Source organism: Mycobacterium sp. RTGN5, assembly GCF_033804465.1.
Classification (GTDB): Bacteria; Actinomycetota; Actinomycetes; order Mycobacteriales; family Mycobacteriaceae; genus Mycobacterium.
Genome location: NZ_JAPZLA010000003.1, coordinates 567,254 through 588,403, shown reverse-complemented (window position 1 = coordinate 588,403; position 21,150 = coordinate 567,254). Strand labels below are relative to the sequence as shown.

The 21,150-nt window shown below is 63.0% G+C and carries 19 protein-coding genes; 6 read left to right on the top strand and 13 right to left on the bottom strand.

What is annotated here, in order from left to right; translation table 11 throughout:
• Positions 1-12 precede the first annotated feature (12 nt).
• Together SLQ31_RS19825 and SLQ31_RS19820 are read right to left on the bottom strand one after the other, a co-directional pair.
• Positions 13-756 carry an ABC transporter permease gene (locus SLQ31_RS19825; RefSeq protein ID WP_319435839.1) on the bottom strand — a complete coding sequence of 248 codons (744 nt, stop codon included), beginning with the start codon at positions 754-756 and terminating at the stop codon, positions 13-15.
• A 527-nt stretch (positions 757-1,283) separates the two neighbouring features.
• Complete coding sequence (locus tag SLQ31_RS19820) at positions 1,284-2,279, bottom strand: NAD-dependent epimerase/dehydratase family protein (RefSeq protein WP_319435697.1); 996 nt, start codon at positions 2,277-2,279, stop codon at positions 1,284-1,286.
• Between the two features lie 444 nt (positions 2,280-2,723).
• On the opposite strand from SLQ31_RS19820, the gene SLQ31_RS19815 reads away from it, so the two are divergent.
• Complete coding sequence (locus SLQ31_RS19815; RefSeq protein ID WP_319435696.1) at positions 2,724-3,476, top strand: SDR family oxidoreductase; 753 nt, start codon at positions 2,724-2,726, stop codon at positions 3,474-3,476.
• 37 nt (positions 3,477-3,513) lie between these two features.
• On the top strand, positions 3,514-5,172 hold the full coding sequence (locus tag SLQ31_RS19810) for a thiolase C-terminal domain-containing protein (RefSeq protein ID WP_319435695.1): 1,659 nt from the start codon (positions 3,514-3,516) through the stop codon (positions 5,170-5,172).
• Between the two features lie 130 nt (positions 5,173-5,302).
• Here SLQ31_RS19810 and SLQ31_RS19805 read toward each other — a convergent pair whose 3' ends face one another.
• Together SLQ31_RS19805 and SLQ31_RS19800 are read right to left on the bottom strand one after the other, a co-directional pair.
• Positions 5,303-6,106, bottom strand: a complete 804-nt coding sequence (locus SLQ31_RS19805; protein ID WP_319435838.1) for an SDR family NAD(P)-dependent oxidoreductase — start codon at positions 6,104-6,106, stop codon at positions 5,303-5,305.
• A gap of 46 nt (positions 6,107-6,152) precedes the next feature.
• Positions 6,153-7,256, bottom strand: a complete 1,104-nt coding sequence (locus SLQ31_RS19800) for a dihydrodipicolinate reductase (RefSeq protein WP_319435694.1) — start codon at positions 7,254-7,256, stop codon at positions 6,153-6,155.
• Between the two features lie 255 nt (positions 7,257-7,511).
• Between SLQ31_RS19800 and SLQ31_RS19795 the strand changes: the two genes are divergently transcribed.
• Both SLQ31_RS19795 and SLQ31_RS19790 read left to right on the top strand, forming a co-directional pair.
• Positions 7,512-8,420: an enoyl-CoA hydratase gene (locus SLQ31_RS19795; protein ID WP_319435693.1), complete on the top strand. Its 909-nt coding sequence runs from the start codon at positions 7,512-7,514 to the stop codon at positions 8,418-8,420.
• Positions 8,421-8,498: 78 nt separating this feature from the next.
• A complete protein-coding gene (locus SLQ31_RS19790) occupies positions 8,499-8,930 on the top strand; it encodes a PaaI family thioesterase (protein WP_319435692.1) in 432 nt (143 codons plus the stop codon).
• Positions 8,931-8,970: 40 nt separating this feature from the next.
• On the opposite strand, the gene SLQ31_RS19785 is transcribed toward SLQ31_RS19790, so the two are convergent.
• Complete coding sequence (locus tag SLQ31_RS19785; RefSeq protein ID WP_319435691.1) at positions 8,971-10,002, bottom strand: acyl-CoA dehydrogenase; 1,032 nt, start codon at positions 10,000-10,002, stop codon at positions 8,971-8,973.
• Between the two features lie 325 nt (positions 10,003-10,327).
• Between SLQ31_RS19785 and SLQ31_RS19780 the strand changes: the two genes are divergently transcribed.
• Entirely contained in the window at positions 10,328-11,488 is a 1,161-nt protein-coding gene (locus SLQ31_RS19780; RefSeq protein WP_319435690.1) for an acyl-CoA dehydrogenase family protein, read from the top strand.
• Here the strand turns inward: SLQ31_RS19780 and SLQ31_RS19775 are convergent.
• Positions 11,477-12,187 carry a TetR/AcrR family transcriptional regulator gene (locus SLQ31_RS19775; protein WP_319435689.1) on the bottom strand — a complete coding sequence of 237 codons (711 nt, stop codon included), beginning with the start codon at positions 12,185-12,187 and terminating at the stop codon, positions 11,477-11,479. The genes SLQ31_RS19780 and SLQ31_RS19775 overlap by 12 nt on opposite strands.
• A gap of 593 nt (positions 12,188-12,780) precedes the next feature.
• Here SLQ31_RS19775 and SLQ31_RS19770 point away from each other — a divergent pair.
• A complete protein-coding gene (locus tag SLQ31_RS19770; protein ID WP_319435688.1) occupies positions 12,781-13,968 on the top strand; it encodes an amidohydrolase family protein in 1,188 nt (395 codons plus the stop codon).
• Positions 13,969-14,511: 543 nt separating this feature from the next.
• Here the strand turns inward: SLQ31_RS19770 and SLQ31_RS19765 are convergent.
• The 7 genes from SLQ31_RS19765 to SLQ31_RS19735 form a co-directional block, all read right to left on the bottom strand.
• On the bottom strand, positions 14,512-15,348 hold the full coding sequence (locus SLQ31_RS19765) for an SDR family oxidoreductase (RefSeq protein ID WP_319435687.1): 837 nt from the start codon (positions 15,346-15,348) through the stop codon (positions 14,512-14,514).
• Between the two features lie 37 nt (positions 15,349-15,385).
• Positions 15,386-15,826: a nuclear transport factor 2 family protein gene (locus SLQ31_RS19760; protein ID WP_319435837.1), complete on the bottom strand. Its 441-nt coding sequence runs from the start codon at positions 15,824-15,826 to the stop codon at positions 15,386-15,388.
• A gap of 259 nt (positions 15,827-16,085) precedes the next feature.
• Complete coding sequence (locus tag SLQ31_RS19755) at positions 16,086-16,841, bottom strand: SDR family oxidoreductase (RefSeq protein WP_319435686.1); 756 nt, start codon at positions 16,839-16,841, stop codon at positions 16,086-16,088.
• A 41-nt stretch (positions 16,842-16,882) separates the two neighbouring features.
• Positions 16,883-17,554 carry a TetR/AcrR family transcriptional regulator gene (locus SLQ31_RS19750; protein WP_319435685.1) on the bottom strand — a complete coding sequence of 224 codons (672 nt, stop codon included), beginning with the start codon at positions 17,552-17,554 and terminating at the stop codon, positions 16,883-16,885.
• A 421-nt stretch (positions 17,555-17,975) separates the two neighbouring features.
• Positions 17,976-18,806 carry an enoyl-CoA hydratase/isomerase family protein gene (locus SLQ31_RS19745; RefSeq protein ID WP_319435684.1) on the bottom strand — a complete coding sequence of 277 codons (831 nt, stop codon included), beginning with the start codon at positions 18,804-18,806 and terminating at the stop codon, positions 17,976-17,978.
• Positions 18,807-18,937: 131 nt separating this feature from the next.
• Complete coding sequence (locus SLQ31_RS19740; protein WP_319435683.1) at positions 18,938-20,005, bottom strand: hydroxyacid dehydrogenase; 1,068 nt, start codon at positions 20,003-20,005, stop codon at positions 18,938-18,940.
• Complete coding sequence (locus SLQ31_RS19735) at positions 20,002-21,120, bottom strand: TauD/TfdA family dioxygenase (RefSeq protein ID WP_319435682.1); 1,119 nt, start codon at positions 21,118-21,120, stop codon at positions 20,002-20,004. Before SLQ31_RS19735 ends, SLQ31_RS19740 begins: the two co-directional genes overlap by 4 nt.
• Between the last annotated feature and the right edge of the window lie 30 nt (positions 21,121-21,150).

Sequence of the window (21,150 nt, the reverse complement as noted above, 5' to 3'; positions counted from 1 at the left end):
GCGCGCCTCTCGTCATTTCGCCGTCATTCGGATGCCGATCGCGGTGACCAGAACGTTGATGACGAACAGCGCCATGAACGCGTACACCACGGTCTCGTTGACTGCGTTGCCCACGGCCTTTGCACCGCCCCCGGTGATGTTTAGCCCGCGGTAGCAGGCGACCAGACCGGCGATCAGCCCGAACAGCGCGGCCTTCACCGAGGAGATGATGAGTTCAGGCACCCCAGTGAGTAGCGTGATACCGCCGGCGAAAGCGCCAGGATTGACATCCTGGACGAACACTGAGAAAAAATAACCGCCGAGGATGCCGATAATGCAGACCAGACTGTTGAGCAGCAGTGCGACCAGTCCCGAGGCCAGCATGCGCGGTGTTACCAATCTCTGGATCGGGTTGATGCCGAGTACCTCCATCGCATCGATCTCTTCGCGGATCGTGCGTGAGCCAAGATCGGCACACATCGCTGTCGCTCCCGCGCCAGCGACGATTAACACCGTCACCAGTGGGCCGACCTGGGTGACCGCGCCGAACGCTGCGCCCGCCCCGGAAAGATCGGCGGCACCTAGGTCCCGCAGGAGGATGTTGAGGGTGAAGCTGACCAGTACGGTGAAGGGAATCGCCACCAGCAGTGTGGGAGCCAGCGAGACGCGGGCGATGAACCAGGATTGCTCGAGGAACTCAGCACCCTGGAACGGCCTCCGGAAAGCGAACCTCACCGCATCAGCTGAGGTCGCGAACAATCCCCCGACTGCCTCCATCGGCCCAGCGGCCTTGCTCAGGAACGCCACCGGATGCGAGCCACCGCTGATCACATTCCTAGATCCCATGCTCGGCTGTCGCTTTCACGCAGGCGACACTGTTCACCCTGGTTGAGCAGAGACACTGATCCGAGGAGATTGGCCTTCGCGCCACTTGCCCTCCTGTCGATCGAGAACCCTAGTTCTCGGATCTGGAAACCATACCTCTAATTCTGGACAGGGAGAGCAAATCACAATTCTCGGATCTGACATGCCCGATTCCGGAACCCACGCATCCAGATAGTCCAGGAACGCCGCTCGTGCCGTCGGGCGTGTCCGGGGTGCCGATGCGGAACGCGCTGATCTCACCCATGAATTGCCCCGAGATGCCATGGGGGAAACCGATAACGCCGCGGCGCTGAGCGATCGGCCAGCGCCCCAGACCCGGAAGTTCTGATGAGGATGACTCCCGCCCATCCGATGACTGTTTGAACGAACCGCAGTCGCCGGTGAAGCCGTTGGCGCTCGATACGCTGCGCCGAAGCCCCCTACTGACTGCCCAGCTCAGAATAGAACGCGACGGCCTTCCGGATGGAATCCCTCACCGGTGCTGGCCGCCAGCCGAGTTCACGCTCGGCCTTGCTGTGGTCAAGTCGCGACATCGCGTGCATCAGCCGCACCGACAGGCTAGTCAGGTTCATATCCCGGCGAAGAAGTTTCCCTAAAACGTCTCCGCCGTAGCCCATCGCGTACATCACTGACAGCGGTATACCAATGCGGGGCGGCTCGACTCCGCCCGCAGCTGCCGCGATGCCGAACAGGTCCCGCACACTGACGAAGCAATCAGAGACGATATAGCGCTCGCCGGCTTCGCCCCTCTCCGCGGCAAGCAACATGGCCCTCGCGGCGTCCTCGATACCCACGACTTCTATCGCCGCACCTCGGACATAGAACGGGACCTTGCCGGCGGCCACCGCGGCCAGCAACGAACCGTGCGGGGTAGGCCCCCAGTCGCGGGGTCCGAAGGTATTCGAAATGCACAGCGCAACGGCGGGCAGGCCCTTGGTACGGGCATACTGCAGCACCAAATCCTCAGCCTGCACCCGAGATTGAATGTATGCGCCGCTCTTGTCGTGCCAGTTGAAGGCCTCGTCTTCGGTAACCGGCGGACCGTCGCGCATCGCGAGGGTGCCGATCGTGCTAGTGAAGACGAACCGCTTCAGATCCGCGTTCACTGCCGCGTCGAGCACGTGGCGCAGACCCTCAACGTTGGTTCGGAACAACGGCGCCGGGTCGCGCAGCATGGCGCGGGCGTCTACCACGCAGTAGAAGACGACGTCGCAGTCAGTCATCGCGTCCCGCAGCGCCTCGCCGTCGAAGATTTCCCCGTACACGCGCTCGACCGCGAGGTCATCGAAGGCCTTCGTCGAACTTGTCGTGCGGATCATCACCCGGACGTCATCGCCCCGTTCGACGAGTTGGCGAGTGACGTGCGACCCGACAAACCCACTCGCGCCGATGACTAGTTTCTTCTGGCCCGCCATCCGCATAGCCTGCATCAGCGCCTCCGCGAATTCAAGATCGCCGTCGCGAGCCGGACGACTCACACGTCAAAGCCACTCTGCAACGAGACCATCAGTGCCCTGGCAGTTTCCCTGCTGGAGGTGTCGCGCCTCCCCACAAGTCACCGCCTGCGGCGGCCACTGCCTGAGTTGCGGCCCGTGGCTAGAATCGGTCTCGGCCATCTACGCTTCAGCTCGTCGAAAATGGGGCCTCTCTGTTGTGAGAGTGCTAATTCGCATACGCTTATCGGGTGCTCACAATCAGGTATCGTCCCGCGTCCGGCGGCAGTCTTCGGAACCGCCTCGTCGCCCAGCATCTTCATGGGCGGCGTTCAGCCCTGAGCCGGGGAACTATGACACCGCGAACGCAGGCGCACGGCGGCATAGCCTCCTTCGCCGCCGCAACTGACGTCGACGGAGCGCACCATGGCTGATCAGCCATTGTTGGCGGGCATGCGCACCTTGGTCGTCGGGGCATCGTCGGGAATCGGCCATGCGTTCGCGATCGCCGCCTCCGCCCATGGTGCACACGTCACTGTTGCGGCGCGACGAATGGACCTGCTGACGGAGTTAGCGGCGCAGTTAGGAGGATCGGCTGTTGAGCTCGATGTAAGCGATCCTCACGCAATACAAGCAGTCGTCAGCGAGACCGCCCGCCAACTCGGCGGCATCGACGCCATCGTGTTCACCAGCGCCGTAGTCCCCTTTGTCCGTGTAGAGCACATCACCGTCGCGACATGGACACAAACCTTCGCAGTGAACACGATCGGCCCCGCCCTGGTGATGGCTGCGGCACTGCCCTACCTGTCCGACGAGGCGGTGATTCTGATCGCGTCAAGCCATGACGTTGGCCGACCGCGCGCCGGCGTCGCCGCACACAGCGCGAGCAAGGCTGCCCTCGACGAGATCCTGCGTTCGTGGCGGTGTGAGCACCCCGATCTGCCGGTCATTCGGGTCGGCATCGGACCTACCGTGGACACCGAGATCCTGCGCGGTGCGGACCGGGATCTACTTGCTGAGCTCTACGAGGAGTGGGACCGAAGCGGCCAGGTTCCGGCCGAAATGTCCACTGCCGCAGACGTAGCCAATACCATGGTGTCGTTGATCGCGGCGGCACGCACCAGTCCGACGGTGGTCGCGGAGAGTGTACGGCTCGCTACCCGAGTGACCAAAAAGTAGCGCGGTGTCGAGGACCCCACAGCCACCGAGGAGTCGGGTGCTACCACCATCGGGACGTCCCCTCCCAGACCTCACCGTCGAAAACGAATTCTTCTGGACCTCCGGTGCCGACGGCAGATTGCGAATTCAGGAGTGCCGGAGCTGCAGCGCGCTCATCCACCCACCCGCGCCGGTCTGCCGATACTGCCGTTCCTATGACATCGGTGTGCGCGCCGTTTCTGGCGTAGCCACCCTCATCGGCTTCACTCTGAATCAGCGATTCAGCTTGCCCGGCTTGCCCGCTCCCTACGTCGTGGCCCAAGTAGCGATCGCCGAGGACACAAGGGTCCGGCTAACCACTAATGCCGTCGAATGCGATCCGGCCGATCTCAAGCTCGGGATGCGGATGGAAGTCGTCTTCGCCCACGAGGGTGCGGTCTGGTTGCCACTGTTTCGGCCGTCAGCCGATCAGACCGGAACCATCCCTCAGCCGGTCGACGAGATCGCTCCCGAGCGATTCGGCGCGTATGTCCGCCCAATGATCACCCGGGACAAGTTCGAGGACAAAGTGGCGATCACCGGCATCGGCATGTCTGATATCGGGCGCCGTCTGATGATCAATCCGCTTTCGCTGACCACACAGGCCTGCGACGCCGCGATCGCCGACGCCGGTTTGACGGTAGCCGACATCGATGGGCTGTCAACCTATCCCGGCGGCGGCTCGTTCGGAGGTTTCGGCGAGGGCGGGGTGACTCAGTTCGAGGCGGCCTTAGGCGTCAGGCCGACTTGGCACAACGGCGGCCCGGATACTTTCGGGCCAGGTGGTTCGGTGATCGCCGCCATGCTGGCGGTTGCCAGCGGGCTGGCCCGCCACGTGCTGTGTTTCCGCACCTTGTGGGAATCGACCTACGCCGAGATGGTCAAGAGTGGCAAGATTCGGCCGCCCGCCGGCGGATTGGGTGGTTGGCTCGCGCCATTCGGGGCTACGTCTGCGGCCCACATTCTGGCCCAGAATGCGCAACGGCATTTCCACCGGTACGGCACCACCCGCGAGACCCTCGGCTGGATTGCACTGAATCAGCGGGCCAACGCCGCGTTGAACCCTTCCGCGATCTATCGGGACCCCATGACGATGGACGACTACCTCAACGCCAGGCCGATCACCAGTCCTTTCGGGCTCTATGACTGCGATGTGCCTTGCGATGGTGCAGTCGCCGTGATCGTCTCGGCCGCAGAAACGGCACCCGATTTGGCCAAGGCGCCCATCCGAGTCGAGGCGGTCGGCACGCAGATCATCGAACGGATCGATTGGGATCAAAGCACTCTGACGCACGAACCACAGGTGCTGGGCCAATCAGCCCATATGTGGTCGCGCACCGAACTGCGGCCGTCCGACGTCGACGTCGCCGAACTCTATGACGGGTTTACCTTCAACTGCCTCTCATGGATAGAGGCGTTGGGCTTCTGCGGTATCGGCGAGGCGGAATCGTTCCTCGATGGTGGGGTGAACATCTCCCGCGACGGCGTCCTTCCACTCAACACCCATGGCGGCCAGCTTTCTCATGGCCGCACCCACGGTATGGCGCTGATCCACGAAGCAGTCAGCCAATTGCGCGGCGAGGGCGGCGACCGCCAGATCAGGGGCGCCCGAGTCGCCGTCGCCAGCAGCGGCGGGCTGACCCCGAGCGGGGTATTACTCCTTCGAAACGACGCTTGACAACATTGCGCGAACTAGTTGCAAGCCGACTTTCGCTCAGATCGAGATTTCATAACCGTCAAGGTGCCGTATTCGCGTCGAGCGGTGCGACCTTCGGCGGCAAACCATGTGAGGCGTGCGCGAGCTCGGGTCACACGAAGTCTGATCCGCCGTCTACGTTGACAGTGGCGCCGGTGACGTAGCCGTTGCGCCGTGATGCCAGATAGCAAGTCACCGATGCGATCTCCTCCGGCAGGCCTGCTCGGCCCATATCGCAGCCGTGGTGGAAGGTGTCCTCGACCCACCGCATGACGTCGCGGGGATTGTCCGAGTCCAAGCCATCGGCAGCCAGGACGTCTTTCAGGGTTTCGGTGAAGCTTGCGGTCACGATGGTCCCGGGGCAGATGCTGTTCACCAGGATGCCTTCGGGACCAAGGCTTTTGGCCAGGTTCTTGGTGAGGCTGCTCATCGCGGCCTTCGACGCGGTGTACGCGACCAGCCGCGGGCTCTGTCGCTGGATCGAGTGAGCCGACAGCGTCACGATGCGCGCCCATTGGGCCCGCCGCAGCAATGGCAACGATTCCCGCACAGAGCGAACTGCCGACATCGTCCCGAGTTCGAATGCCTTCTGCCACCCCGCATCGTCGAGATCGTCGAAGTAGGCGGCGGATGGTCCGATCGTGTGGACAAGCGCGTTCAGTTCGCCCCACCGGTCGGCGACGGTTGCGAACCCGGCCTCGATCGATTCGGCGCTGGCCATGTCCACGCCAATGGGCAGCACGTCCGGCGCGCCTGCCTGCCGAAGCTGTTCCACTGCAGCTTCCAAAGCGTCCCGACCCCGCGCCATGATCGCTACGGAGGCGCCTTCGGCCGCAAAGCATTGGGCGATCGCAAGACCCATGCCTTTGCTTCCGCCCGTAACAACGGCTTTCGCCCCCAGTAGACCTAGTTCCACGGACATCTGCTGTCGTCGATGGTGGTCGCGCGATAGACCCTTCCCATCAGCTGGCGCCCTTCGGGAGGACACCATGCCAGCTGCCTCCTCGGACCGGTCCGGTGATGAGGGGTAGATCGAGTGAGCTGAGGACACCCGTCGGGGCAGCGATCACCGCGGGAATGGCGTTGAGTTGTCGGCTGACCGAGCCGTAGGTCAGACCGAACAAGGTGTCGCCTCCTGCCTCGATCGCGAGGTCGACGGTGTACGTCGGCAGCCCCTCAACGATGATGCGGTAACCGCCCCGCGGAGAGGGGTGTCGTGGCCATTCGGGGGCGGAGTGCTCGCCCATCCGGGTGATGTGCTCGACGACGATCCGCTTCTCCCCGTTGACCATGCCGGCTAGCTCGAAACGGATCCCACCGGTCGTGCCCGCCTCGATCCATCCCGCCGCGACCTCGTAGCGCTCCGGGGTGACCCACCGCTCGATACACGTCTCGATACTGTCCAGCGACAAACCCAATCCGGCGGCGAGAAGGCGCAGAACCGGCCCCCAAGACCGTTCGAGTCGGGCCTCATCCATGGGGAGCTTGCTGTCGGGCGGGCGGGCAAAGCCCATTAGGTCAAACATGACCTCAGGCTGGTTGACCTCTTGGTAGTCAAGGACTTCCAGCATGGTGATCGTGTCGACCCGGCTGCTCAGACCTGCGATGGTCAGCGGGACGACGTCGTTGCTCCACCCGGGGTCGATGCCGCTGTTGTACACGCTGGTGCCGCCGTCGGCGCAAGCCTGTTGGAGCAGCAGAACGGTTTCCTCATCCGCGGCAGGCGGGTAGCACATTGGGACGAGTGCGGTAGTCACTACGTTCTTGCCCGCGCGCAGGCATCGGGCGATGTCCTGGGCTGCGTCGTGGTAGCGGAAGTCGCCGGACGCGAAGTACGCGACCGCGTCGGCATCGACTGCCAGCGCGGCATCGACGTCACTGGTGGCGATCACCCCGGTAGTAGGCAGCCCGCACAGGTCGCCCGCGTCACGTCCGCGCTTGTCCTCGCTGTATACGACCACACCAACGAGTTCGAGGCCGGGATGCTCAATGAGCGCACGAAGCGCTGTAACACCCACATGGCCCGGACCCCAAAGAATGACACGCGGCCGCGACTCACTCGTCATGGACACCCTCGCGTCACAGCGGGCAACGGTTGCGTCATCAAGGCCTCCGTAAATATTGGTTTCCGTCTTTGGTAAAGGCTACTCTCATATCTGGCATTCGATATTCGCATTGCGTCAGTTTCCGTGTTACACGCGACCCCGTGAGCACAAACGGAGGTTCTGAACCTGCGGATACCGATGCCGGGACAGCGGAGTCCGCTGTTGCCGCGGATCACGTCATATCTACGAGCGGGCAGACACGCCTGAAGGAGTGCAGTGAGCGACTACAAATTCGTGAAGTACGAGTCACACGACGACGGCGCGATCGTTCGGATCCTGCTCAACCGACCCGACCAGCGCAACGCCCAAAGTCGTGGAATGCTCGTGGAACTCGACGATGCATTCCTGCGTGCCGAGGCCGACGACGAAGTCAGGGTGGTCATTCTCGCCGGCGAAGGCTTGATGTTCTCGTCGGGACATGACATCGGCTCCAAACAGGCGTTGGCCGAGTACGGCCCGGGCCCGCAACAGCATCCGACGAGGCTCATCAACGGCGGCACACGCGAGGGCGCCGAGAGTCGCATGCTGCAGGAGTGGCATTACTTCTTCCAGAACACCATGCGTTGGCGCAACCTCCGCAAGATCACCATCGCCCAGGTGCATGGAGACGTGTACTCGGCGGGCCTCATGTTGATGTGGGCCTGCGATCTAATCGTCGGCAGCGAAGAGGTGCGCTTCGCCGACGTGGTGGGCACCCGGCTCGGGATGTGCGGAATGGAGTATTTCGGGCACCCCTGGGAGTTTGGTCCGCGGCGCACCAAGGAACTGATGTTGACCAGCGACTCGATCGACATCCACGAGGCTCATCAGCTGGGCATGGTGAGCAAGGTCTTCGCCCTCGACGAGCTTGCCGACCGAACGCTGGAGATGGCTCGGCGCATCGCGAAGGTCCCGACGATGGCGGCGCTCCTGATTAAGGAGTCCGTCAATCAAACAGTCGACAATATGGGCTTCTACAACTCTCTTCAGGCGTGCTTCTCCCTGCACCAGCTCAACCACTCACACTGGGCTGAGGTCCGCGAGGACGGCCAGCCGCGCGGCGATGAGGCACACGGTGTCCCCGACTGGCGTGATGCTCCTCCGATCGTCGCCTCAGTCAAGGACAAGGTGCGTTCGGACGCGTGAATACGCACACCGACTGTGGGCCACTGTGCGAATGCACCATTGGCTCTTGGATTTTGACGTGTCTTCCGCGGTGATGACATGACCGAGGCGGCGTTCTCGGAAACATCTAAACGCCCGCCTGGGCTCGGTCCCGACGAACCCCATCTGTTCGACAGTCTCCCGTTCCGCGACGTGACGATCTCCGACAGCCTGTTTGTGGTCGACTTGGACAACGCACCGGCGCTGAGCAACAGCCACGGGGCGTTGCAGGGTGGACTCGTGGCCACGTTGATCGACGTTGCGGCCGGCCGCCTGGCCCTGGCCAACACCGGAACCGGACAGGCAGTCGCAACCTCCGATATGACGGTGCACTACCTCGCCCCGATCCGCCAGGGCCCCGCACGGGCCAGTGCGACCGTCGTGCGCAAAGGTAAGCGCCTGATCGTTGTAGCCGTAGACGTCACCGATGTCGGTGGTGAACGACGCGCCGCACGCGCGACACTGAGTTTCGCCGTACTCGACCCCCGCTGACTTCAGAGGACGGCGGCACGCGCCACACGCTGCGATTTGGTCAGTGCGCGACGGCGCCGTACCGTCGATCTGCTACTCGCTCGAGTACGGCTCCTGGTTCAGCGAATACGTTGGCCCAGCCGCGTGCCCGCCGGTAGTACAGCTGGATGTCCTGCTCCATAACAAAGCCATAGCCACCGTGAATGTGCAGGCTACGGTGCGTGGCATCGCGCGCCGTCTCGTAGGCGAAAACAAAGGACATGGCTGCGAGCTCGCTTGCGCGCTGCGGCATATCTGATCCGGCGCAGCCAGCTTGATAACTCAGCAGCCGAGCACCGTCAATTGCTGTTGCGCTGTCGGCCAGCCGGTGGGACACCGCCTGGAAGGACCCGATGGGTTTTCCGAAGGCGTGGCGTTGCTGGGCATAGGAAACGCCCATCTCGAGCGCGCGGGCAGCGATGCCTACCAATGCTGCGCCGGTCAGCAGCAGCCAATGATCCACCGACTCGCAGAACAGCTGAGAAGCGTTCGCCCCCTCGGCAATTACGACAGCGCCGGAGCGCACGTCGATGTCGGCCAAAGGCATCGAGCCTAGGTTCTCGACGGTCGACCGATTCTCGGCTAGCTCGACCAGCACTACGCGGTCATCCATCATTGCGACCGCAGCATCGGCTACCGCCCCGGCGGGCAGCATCTCCAGGCGGCCGCCCTGGGATGCCCTGGGCGCAAACGTGATCAACTTCTCCCCGGCCAGAGCGGCTGCCAGCGCCTCGATCGCGGGCAGGTTTCCGGCGCCGGCGCACCGCGCTAGCAACCTGGCCGCGACCTGTGCCTCTATCAACGGTGCCGCAGCAGCCGCTCGGCCGTGTTGCTCGGCAACCAGGACGAGATCGAGGTCGGACGCAGCCCAGCCGCCACAGGCCTCATCGATGGCCATCTCCAGGACGCCTGTAGCGAGCAGTGCTTGCCACAAGCCCACATCGAATCCGACGGGCTCGGCCGCGCGCACCCGTTCGGTCGAGGAATCCCGGGCGTATAGCGCCCGGAACGCCTCGACCAGCTGTTGCTGCTCATCGGACAACCGAAGATCCACGCGCTACCCGGCCAATCGGGCGGTCAAGTACCTGGTACCTAAGCTCATTTCAGCCAAAGCCGCGTGTCCCAGCGCCAGCTGCACCGAATTTGGCCGCCGTAGGTGTTGAACGTTCGCCGCCCGTGAACCGGGGGCGCGCTCCGGGGAATGTGACATGACCCTCCTCGTCGAGACTCGCTCTGGTGAAAGTACACTCTCATTGATGAGAATAGATACTCTCACCATCAGCCACGACAACGGTTCGCGAAAGGCCGGCTCTGTGAACCCATTGCTCCCAGTACATATCGGCTTCCGGTGACGGCGGCCTTTCCGAAGGGGTGTTGAGATGGATTTCCGACTCGGTACCGCGGCAGAGGAGTTCCGCGCCGAGGTGCGTGCCCACCTCGACAGCGTGATGACTCAAGAGCTGGAGGAGAAGGTCTACCGCACGGGTGTATCTCACGACCTGGATTTCACCCAGGGCCTGGTCGCCAAGGGCTGGCTTGCGCCCGAGTACTCCAACGGATTAGGTAGCCAGGGGCGCAGCGCGATGGAGCTACAGGCGCTCCATGAAGAACTCATGCGGGTGGAGGCTCCCACCTATCTGTTGGAGACGACGAAGATGGTCGCCGCGATCATCCGCGACGTCGGTACTCCGCTGCAGCAGCAGCGAATTCTTGCGAGCGCTTTTCGCGGCGAAACCACGATCGCATTGGGCTTCACCGAGCCCGAGTGCGGATCTGACGTCGCCGCCGCGTCGACCCGTGCTGTGCGAGACGGTCACGAATGGATCATCAACGGATCCAAGATGTTCACCACCAACGGCCACGTCGCGGACTACGTGTTCTTGTTGGCACGAACGGATCCCACCGTTGCCAAGCACCGAGGCTTGACGATGTTTCTAGTGCCGCTGAGCCACGAGGGCGTGGAGGCTCAGGGCGTTTGGACGCTTTCCGGTGAGCGCACCAACATCACGTTCTATTCTGACGTTCGCGTCAGCGATGAATGGCGGATTGGCGACATCGACGGCGGATGGCAGGTGTTGCTGTTGTCGCTCGAGCACGAGCACGCGTCGGGCTGGGGCCAGCACCTGGCCCGACTCCTGGACCATGCGCAACAGTGGGCCCACGAGCCGCACGACGCGACCGGAATACCGCGCATCGACGACCCCGACGTGCGCCGGCGGTTAGCCAGGGCCGCAATGGATCTCGAGGTATCGGTTCTACTCGAGCGGCGCGGTGTTTGGATGGGAGAGAATGGAATCAGCGCGACCGCCGAGGGCCCGATGTCCAAGCTCTTCAGCACAGAAGCACTCGAACGCGCCGCGCAAGATATCAATGAACTCGTCGGAGCGGACGCACTTCGAAGCTACTTCGACCCGTCAGCTCCCCAGCACGGACGGTTTGAGCAACTTCTGCGGTTCTCGTTGGGGACAACCATCTACGCGGGCACTAGTGAGATTCAACGATCCATCATCGCCGAGCGCGGGCTCGGGTTATCGCGCTGACTTCTTTCGGGGTGCGCCAGCCTTCGCGCGCGGCGGCGTGGACTTGACCGCTTTGATCGGCGCGACCGCCTTGACGCTGCGCCGTGCCGGTGCCCGTCGGCGGCTCGGTAGATCGGGGGCTGCCCCGTACCGACTCACTGCATGCAGGCACCAGGACCACATCTCGTCTTCATTGAGTTCGCCACCATCGATGCTGGTATGTACGACGCCAATCTGCGACAACGACTGGAGCGTCGAATTGAGCAGCATCGTCAACTGCGCAGCAGTCAGATCGTTGCGGACGACGCGTGCCTTGATGCAGGCGTTCAAGATCTGGGTCAACAACTTCATCTGCGGCTGCCAGAACTTGTCAAACTCGGCTGGCCGGTCGATCTCCAAACCGAGGTGGTAAATCGTCACCACGCGGCCGCCGGCGAACTTAGACTCCGTGGCACGCCCGAGGAATCCGCGACAAAACGCCTCCAGCTGGCCCAACGGGTCCTCGGCCTCGCCCACTTCGTGGCGAATGTCGGCAATGAACTGCGCCGTCAGATTCTCATAAAGCGCAAGCAGTAGCTCATCTTTGCCATCGAAATGCTGGTAGAACGACCGGAGGCTCAGCTTGGAGCGGTCAACGAGATTCTGGACGGTGAAGTCGACACGACCGGTCTCCTGAACGAGTTCCAGAGCAGCGGCTAGAAATCGGGAACTATGGGCCAAGGCCCGCGCTCTCGCCGTGCTCAGCCTGCGTTCGACGGTGCGCTCCTGCCACGTCGTGTCGGGCGACTCCGGTGTGGCTTCTGTCTGCTCGACTGCATTCTCAGACACGCGGGTCGCCGCCTCCCTATTTTGAGTACCATCATTATCTGATCTGGTATTGCCCGTTCCAGCATACCGGTGCCTTGGCCGGTTGCGGTCATTACCTTTGTGTCAGGAGCGCCGCTAAGGGCCCTGCCGACGTCCAGCAGAGTTCACATTGCCGATGGAGCACGGGCGTCACCGCGGCGAGGAGGCCGGGAGACGCGGATCCGGTTTGGCAGTGAGCGCGCCCAACGCGGCCTTACGAACCGCGGAAAACTCCGAACCGGGAGTCGCGCTGAATGTCCCCCGGTCAAGCGCACGCGTTCTCAATCGGCCCAAGTGATGCCTAAAGGCCGGCACCCCCGCCCTCCGAGAATTCATCCGGACGCGAAACGAACTCGATGCTCACAGACGGCTAGTTAGTGATGTAGCCTGGAAACGATCATTCTCGCTTGCGGAAATGGCTGCGTCGCATACGTACGCCGACAGGCCCATGTTGAAGGAGAAGAGCGTTGAGCGTAGACATCCCCATCGTCTCGCCGGACGACCATTTGGTGGAGCCGGCCGATCTGTGGACCAGCCGGCTGCCTGAGCGGTACCGGGACATCGGGCCGCGGATCATTCGCACCCGGGGGCGCATGGATCCCACCGTGACGAGCGACGTCGTGTTCATCGAGGACCCCGAAGGTCGCGACGCGGACATCTGGCACTACGAAGATGCCATCATCCCGATCCCTCTCATCAGCGCTGCCGCAGGCTACGAAATTGACGAGATGGCCACCGACCCAATTACCTACGACGAGATGCGCCCTGGTTGTTTCCGTCCGGCGGACCGGCTCGCCGACATGGACATCGCCGGCATCGAGGCCTCCGCCTGCTTCCCCAATACCCTCGTCCGCTTCTGCGGCCAACGCTTCCTGCACGGCAAGGACAAGGATCTCGCACTTCTCTGCGTTCAGGCGTACAACGATTTTCAGATCGACGAGTGGGGCGGCAGCTCCGGAGGTCGACTGATCCCACTCGGCATCATCCCCCTGTGGGATGTCGAACTCGCTGCCAAAGAGGTTGACAGGGTGGCCGCGAAGGGCATGCGCGCCATATGTTTCTCCGAGCTCCCCGCCCGCCTCGACCTACCGTCCATTCATAGCGGCTATTGGGACCCTTTCTTCGCCGCCTGCGAACGCAACCAGGTGGGCATCATGCTGCACATCGGGTCGAGTTCCACCCTCACCAAGTCCTCGCCCGACTCGCCACACGTCGTGACCAGCGCGCTGATGGCGGTCAATTGCACCATCGCCCTCGTCGACTGGCTGTTCTCCGCCAAGCTGATTCAGTTCCCCAAGCTCAAGATCGCGTTCGCCGAGGCGCAAGCGGGCTGGATCCCCTACTACCTGCAACGAGTCGACGAAGTCTGGTTCGACCGTCGGGCTTGGGGCGGTATTCATCCTCTGCTCACTGAACCGCCGAGTAGCCAGGTGCCCGGCCGCATCTGGTTCTCCACCTTTGGCGACCCGGTCGGGTTCCGGTTGCTCGACCTGGTCGGGCCGGACCAACTCATGTTCGAAACCGACTACCCCCACAACGACACCAACTGGCCGAGGAGCACAGAGGTCGCCAACAAGGCGACGGAAGGCCTAGACGAGGAAACCAAGCGCAAGGTGCTGTCCACCAACGCGAAGACGTTCTTCGGTCTCGTGTAGCAGTCGTTTCCCCAGTGCGTTGCGTCGCGAATGGCGCAGCGCGTCCACTGGAATCTCGACTGCCTAGTCATACTCCGCAGCTACCTGTTGGGACGTTCGGAAGTGTCGGGGAGCCGGAGGGATTCGCTGGCAGCCGGCTATGGCATTCGTGTTTGGGCGCAGCATTTTCTACCTATTGCGGATCCAAAGCACCACGTAGGCGTTGATGCGCGACAGGAACGGATGCCGCGTGGAACGGTAAGCACTCCGGAGTGCTGCAACCATTCCCGCACGACACGGTTGAGTTGTCAGGCGATCTCGGCCGGGGTTGAGCCCAATCCAGCGGTACAGCCGCCATCGCGGCTCTGACTGCTGATCTCATATTGGGCATCCTTGCCGATGGCCGGCAGTAACGAGACAGACAACCTTCCGCGCTTTGGGTGCCCAGCAGAGGTACGAAGGTGACTCCAGGAACGTAAACGGCTCGCCAAGGCGGGCCAACAGATGAACATGCGGACAGCAATCATCCGGAATCGGTGACACCACACGGGCTGTGGGGACCTTCTACTCTGCCGGGATCGACCCACTGCGGATAGCGGCAGTTACTCCACCGTCGACCGGAACGTCGACCCCATTGACGAAGCTGGCACCCTCGCACAGCAGGAACGCCACGACTGAGGCGATTTCATCGGGTTGACCTTCGCGGCCGAGAGGCGTCTGCTGCACCAAACGTTGGTTCACCGGCCGGGCCGCCGCCTCCTGCCGGCCCATCGGGGTGTTGATGATTCCAGGGGAGACCGAACAGATGCGGGCACCGATGCGGCCAAAGCGAACCGCTTCCCTTTGAACGAGCCGCTGAACTCCGCGCTTGGCCCAGACATATGCCATTCCCGGGTCCTCAACGGACGGGCCGAGCAGCGCGCTCAGCCGGTCGAGCAGACCGGGGGCGAGCGGGTCGTCGAGGGCGGCGTCGACACCTGGGTCCGGATCGCCGGGGAGCAGCAGCGCTGCGATGGACGAGAAGCACACCATAGCCGTACCATCCGTCACCGTCGGCAGCAGGGCCTCGACGAGGCGGGCGGTGGCGACGAGGTCGATCTCGAGGACTCGCCGCCAGTCGGCCATCGTCGGCGAAATGCCCGCAGCATGTGCGACGGCGCGTAGCTGGCCGAGCTCACCGACCCGTGCCGAAAGCCGTTGCAGCCCAGACTCATCAGCAACGTCAAGCGGGAACGGCTCGAGCGTCGCGCCATCGGCCGTCGACAGCGCTGCCGCGCCCGATACTACCGCTGCCTCGTCACGGTCGACGAGCATCAACACGTCGACGGAGTTGACCAATCGCGCCGCGCACGCGGCGCCCATACCGCGACCCGCACCAGTGACGATTCCTACCAGTGCCATTCATCGCTCCTGTCGCCCGCTCTCGCACACAGATGTGCTACTGCGCGAATCCTTTGAGGTGGCAACTGATGTCGCCGATGAGGTCGGTGTAGATTAGCCGGCGGGCAAATCGCCAACGCCCCTGCACCTTTTCGAACGCATCGTGCCACCGGCCAGCCAGAATCGGTTGCATCGATAGATGCGGTTGGGCTTGCAGCGCTGTGTAGTACGAGCGGGCGATCGCGGAGTTGCCGTCGTCGCTGATTTCGATGATCAGGTTGGTGACCAGGTGCTTAGTGCGCGGGATGCCGTCGTAGAACTGGACAGTGCGTTCAATCAGCGACCGCACCGCCACCGCGCCGCGGAACTCGTGATCAGAGCCGGCCGGGCGCACCACAGCGTGTTCGAAAAGCGCTGCTAACCCTTCGAGATCGCCAATATCGAGCAACTCGGCGTACGAGTACACCAGATTCGAAATGTCTTGACTGCCGTTGGCCATCACATGTGCCACCGATCGGCGACAAGAGACCGAACCCGGCCGGCAAGCCGATGCCGCAACAACTCCCGGGCACCCGCGGTGTTGTGGCAGTTCGCCGAGTTCCCCGACACGTAGCGAGTGATGTCCCGGGAGGAATCGAACGACCGCGGCTCGTCCTTGTGACGGAGTGTTGAATTGCGCTCGCCGAGACGGCAACGGATGCGCCCGCCATTGTCGGTCGCGACGTACCGAACGGTCGACGGCGGGCCGGTCAATGCGTTCATCGATGTTCTTTGATGATTCGCGCCAGGTAACCATCCACGTCGACTCCACGCTCGCGCATCTCGTCGGCGACCTCCGGCGCCGTCAGGACGAGAAATCGGTCCGCGGTGATGGCGTCGGCAACAAGCTCGCCCACGTCGTCGGCGTCGCGGATTGGGAACGCCGGGCCGCGAGGCGGCTTAGGTTCACCGTAGAAGGTGATCTGCTCCATGATATTGGTAGCAACTCCAGCCGGGCACAGGCACGAGACTCCAATGCCCTTGGGCCGCAGGTAGAACGCGAGCGATTCGGAGAGTCCCACGATGGCGTGTTTGGTGGCGGTGTAAGGCAGGCGGTCGAAGCCATATGGCAGCAAGCCCGCGGTCGAAGCAGTGTTGACGATGTGCCCAGAGCCCTGCTCAAGAAGACCTGGTAGGAAGACCAGATTGCTGCGCACTACGCTCAGCAGGTTGACGTCGACGGCACGCTCCCACGCTTCAATCGGAATATCCTCGACCGCGCCGACCGCGAGGATGCCGACGTTGTTCATCACGACATCGATCCGCCCGAAGGAGTCCAGGGCGAGTTGGCGGGCCCGCTCGAGATCAGCGAGGGAGGTGACATCGCACCCGGTGTATGCCGCCCGGCTTCCGATCTCATCGGCAACGGCTTTTGCGCGGTCGGGGTGGAGGTCGGTGACAACGACATTGGCCCCTCGGCGGGCCATCGAGTGGGCCGTTGCTCGCCCGATGCCGCTACCGGCGCCGGTGATCACGGCTACTGCGTCTGTCAATTTCATAGTTTTTTCCCCCTGTCCTACAAGAGCATTGGCTGATCGACAACGCTCGGTTCGGCCCGCACGAGAGCGCGCAGGGATTCCTGGGACGCCTCGGCGTTGAGAAACCCGACCATGCCGTCGGCGAGCTCGCCCAACTCAAGGGCTAACGGAAGCACTGGAAAGCCACTGGCACGTTGACGTTCCCGGTCTGCGGCGACGTAGACGATCAGCGCCATCGCCCGAGCGATCCGATGGCTTCGCAGCGGTTCGACGATATGCGGAAGCACTGAAGCTAGCGCTGCATGGAACTCCCTGGTGGCGTCGACGAACTCAGCGGGCATGCGCACGAAGACGTCCCGGTGGCCGTACTGATAGAGCATGGCGACGAAGCGCATGTAGTGGCTTCCGTCGAGTTCGCTCTGCTCGAGCACCGCCCGGGCCTGGCAGCTGACCCAACCGCGGACATCGGTGGGCTGCAGCTCCTCGATCACCACTGCACGTCGCGCATGCAACCGCGCAAGCCGGTATTCGAATATCGACTGGATCAGCTTGTCCTTCGAGCCGAAATGATATTGGACCGCCGAATTATTGCCATTTCCTGCTGCGACACCGATCTGCCGCAACGACACCCCAACGACACCCCTCTCGGCGAAGAGCCGTTCCGCGGCGCAGATGATCTGCTCCTTCACCGACGAGGCAACGACGACCACAGGCCAATAACAACATCATGCACGCCTAGAGTCAACTGCCTTATTATTCAGACATTGTTAGGAAGTATTGAACGCAGACGTAGAACCCGGCGCGGTGGATGCGAAGATCGCGGAAGTCGAAGCCAAATAGCAGGTCGACGCGTCTCGGCGTTCGCCGCAAGATGGATCGGGACTAATTCCGTCCCGGCAGGTGTGAAACAGCCTGGGCTGCTGCGGTATTCGTTGGGGTATGCCGCTTCTCCGCTTCAGGGTCGTCATCTTGCCGATTGATACGCCAGCAGTCTTGACCTGTTCTTGGACGGCGTTATCGCGCCGCGGCAACACGTCGACCCATTGTGCGCTCGATATCTCGCGTATAGCCCGCGTTCTCACATTCGCGCATATCGTCCGACCACGTGGGGGCGAGCCGAACAAGATGAAGTCAGACCGACTTCCAGTTCGGTTCCCGCTTCTCGACGAAGGCTCGGGGTCCCTCCACCGCGTCTTGGGTCAGTGCCACCTTCATTCGGTAGTTCTCCGACAGTAGCTCGGCCTCATAGATCGGCAGGGTAAGACCCTTGCGAACGGCCATCCTGGTTGCTCGAATAGCAAGGGGGGCATTGCGGTTGAGCGTTTCAGCTATCTCCCACGCCCGGTCCATGAGCGTCTCGTGAGGGACCACTTCGGTGATGAGCCCGAGTTCGTACGCGCGCTGCACACTCAGTCGTTCGTGTCGACCCATCAACGCCATCCGCATCGCTACGGGCAACGGCAGAACCCGTGCGAGGCGGACAGCTTCCCGCCCGGATGCGAGGCCGATGCTCACATGAGGATCCATGAAGGTGGCCTGATCCGAGGCAATCGGGATATCGGCAATGGTGACGAGGTCAAGACCTGCGCCACAGGCAATGCCATTCACGGCGCAAATGATCGGCTTGGTCATCTGCAGCCACGGCGGTGTCGCTTCCTGCGGCGCGTCGAATTGGCGCAGTGAGCTCAGCAGAGGGTCACCTTGGGTGTCGATGCCCATCGCGAATTCGTTGTCGTGCGCGACGGTTTGGTTTACGTCGGCGCCGACGCAGAGGGCCCGGCCGGTACCCGTGATGATCACTGTCCAGATATCAGCTGACTTCTCGATGGTGGCGTAGACCTCGGCGAGCTCGGCGATCATCTCATTGCTGATGGCATTGAGCACCTCGGGCCGGTTCAGGGTCACACATGCCGTGTGCCCCCGGACCTCGAACTTGATAGTGGAATAGCTCGTTTGCGGCATCAGCTTCGCCTGGGATCGAGTACAGCCACAACGGCCAGTTCCACAACCGCGCCCTCAGCGCAATCGACAGTCACGCTATCTCCTTCAGGGTGTGCCATTTCTGCGTAGTGCATACGGATCGGCGCCAATGCCTACAGCGCATCCGCAGACGGGCGGAATCCGAAGAACCCGTCGAAGCGGTCGCAATACCGCGGCCACACGTCCCGGTTGATCAGGCGCGGTGGCGGTTTGCCTTCGAAGATCGCCTGCCATTGCGCGGCGGTGGCGAAGGCGATGTGGCGAGCCGCCTCGGCGGTGATCCCGGCCGTGTGTGGGCTGGCAACGACGTTGTCGAGCGTGAGGAGGGGGTGGTCGGATCTCGGTGGCTCCTCATGGAAGACATCGATTCCCGCGCCTGCGAGCTGACCGCTCGCAAGCGCGTCGTAGAGCGCAACCTCGTCATGCACGCGACCCCGCGCCGTGGTTATGAAAAAGGCGGTGCGCTTCATCGAGGCGAACTCGGCTCGGCCGATGAGACCCTCGGTCTCAGCTGTCAATGGACAGTTCAGCTGGACAAAGTCGGAGCGCTCAAGCAGTTCGGTCAGCCCCACCCGCCCCACTCCGCATTGTGTCGCCGTCGCATCGTCGAGATACGGGTCATACACAAGAACGTCCATCTTGAATGGGGCACACAGCTCGACGAGCCGGCGACCGATTGCGCCCATCCCGACGATCCCGACCGTCTTACCCAGCAGCTCACTGCCCTGCAGCGCTAGCCGATCGCCGAGATCTCCTCGACGAAGCACGCGATCGGACAGGGTCATCTTCTTGGCCAGGTCGAGCATGAAGCCAAGCGCGTGCTCTGCAACCGCCTCGGCCCCCGGGCCGGAGTTGTTGCACACCGCGATCCCCGCGCGCGTGCACGCGTCGACGTCGATCACGTCATAGCCGGCTCCCGCCGAGCACACCGCGAGCAAGTCCGGGCAGCGGGCGACCAGCTCAGCTCCGGCCAACCACTGTGAACCCTGAGGGACGCCGGCCACATCGGTGCGGGTGGCAACTTGGTATCCGTGCGCGGCCTCCAGCGACAACCAACCCTGGGCGGCGTCGGCGGCCAAGTCCAGCTTGATCAGGTCGATCGGAGAGCTAGCCAGTGCCTGTCCGGCGACGGGGTCAGTCCACCGTTCGTAAACCAGCCGTGGTGTCACGCGCGAGGTCATCTTCCGGCGACTTTGGGCTTCGCTTGGGCAGCCTTGAACATCTCAGCCAACGCAGGGTCGACGTTGGCGTAGTCATTGCGGGCGACCTTCAGACTGCGGCCAGGGATCGTGTCGTAGCCCAGCCGCGCGTCCTTGTTCTCCATGTGGAAGTACTCACGACCGATCGGCAGGCGCCGGTCCTCGAGGGGTACTTCCATCCACGCCCGCAGGAAGCACCGCGTTCGCTTCGGGTCGGTACTGCTCACGAAGTCAGAGCGCGAATGGCACATCGCGAAGTTGTTCGCGACCGCAGCCTCGCCGGACTCCAGCCTGACCTCGATCTGCTGGCGGATGAGGACCTCCCTGAGCAGCTCTACGGCTTCGGTCTCCTCCGCAGTGAACTCGCGCCCCAGCTCGTGCATCGCCGGCAAAATGCTGCTGTAGGTGAAGTTGATGCAGACGCGGCCTTCGGTCTGAGAGAAGATCGGGACTTCGTAGGGCGTGATGTCGGGTTGATCGTCGTACTGCTCGCTGCGTCGATGGTGGGGGAAGCCCCGGTAGAGCACGGGCAGTAGGTCCGGACGCTCAGCGAGAATAGTGTTATGGGCGGCAGGACCGCTTGCGAACTGACTCGCGCCACCCTCCGCGGCCGGATAGACGCACAGCAACGACAAGATGTCGGCGGCGTCGTTGTGCATCGCGAGCTCGGCCCTGGACTTCGTGCCCCGCGCCGGCTGAACGCCACCCGGGAGCACCTCTTCCTGGACCCGCACCATGCGGTCGCCGAGGGAGTTATTCGACACGAGATAGCCCAAGTGCGTGCAGAAAGCCCAGTAGATGCGCTCCAACTCTTCGATCGAGTGCTGCTCGACGGGGAAACCCCGCACGACACAGACGCCTCGGCCGTTCATCAGCTCCTGGTACAGCCGGGCGAGGTCGCCGTCGAGATCAGGGTGCCGAGCGTCCTGCGCTGAGATCTCGTCACGGTCTTTACCGGCCGTGGCGTGCAGAATCGACTGCAGCGCAGCCACATTGCGTGGCGACAAATCGAATGCCACGTCCTCCTTGGTTGGGAGATCCGCTCCGGTCCATGACATTGGTCCGGTGACGGTCTCGCGATAGATCGGTGTGGGCATTTGCGCTGATCCTCCTGTGATCGGTGTTGC

Coding starts and splice junctions, on each gene's coding strand:
- SLQ31_RS19825 (WP_319435839.1), bottom strand. CDS start 756: ATGGAGGCAGTCGGGGGATTGTTCGCGACCTCAGCTGATGCGGTGAGG.
- SLQ31_RS19820 (WP_319435697.1), bottom strand. CDS start 2,279: ATGGCGGGCCAGAAGAAACTAGTCATCGGCGCGAGTGGGTTTGTCGGG.
- SLQ31_RS19815 (WP_319435696.1), top strand. CDS start 2,724: ATGGCTGATCAGCCATTGTTGGCGGGCATGCGCACCTTGGTCGTCGGG.
- SLQ31_RS19800 (WP_319435694.1), bottom strand. CDS start 7,256: ATGACGAGTGAGTCGCGGCCGCGTGTCATTCTTTGGGGTCCGGGCCAT.
- SLQ31_RS19790 (WP_319435692.1), top strand. CDS start 8,499: ATGACCGAGGCGGCGTTCTCGGAAACATCTAAACGCCCGCCTGGGCTC.
- SLQ31_RS19780 (WP_319435690.1), top strand. CDS start 10,328: ATGGATTTCCGACTCGGTACCGCGGCAGAGGAGTTCCGCGCCGAGGTG.
- SLQ31_RS19765 (WP_319435687.1), bottom strand. CDS start 15,348: ATGGCACTGGTAGGAATCGTCACTGGTGCGGGTCGCGGTATGGGCGCC.
- SLQ31_RS19760 (WP_319435837.1), bottom strand. CDS start 15,826: ATGGCCAACGGCAGTCAAGACATTTCGAATCTGGTGTACTCGTACGCC.
- SLQ31_RS19745 (WP_319435684.1), bottom strand. CDS start 18,806: ATGCCGCAAACGAGCTATTCCACTATCAAGTTCGAGGTCCGGGGGCAC.
- SLQ31_RS19740 (WP_319435683.1), bottom strand. CDS start 20,005: ATGACCTCGCGCGTGACACCACGGCTGGTTTACGAACGGTGGACTGAC.
- SLQ31_RS19735 (WP_319435682.1), bottom strand. CDS start 21,120: ATGCCCACACCGATCTATCGCGAGACCGTCACCGGACCAATGTCATGG.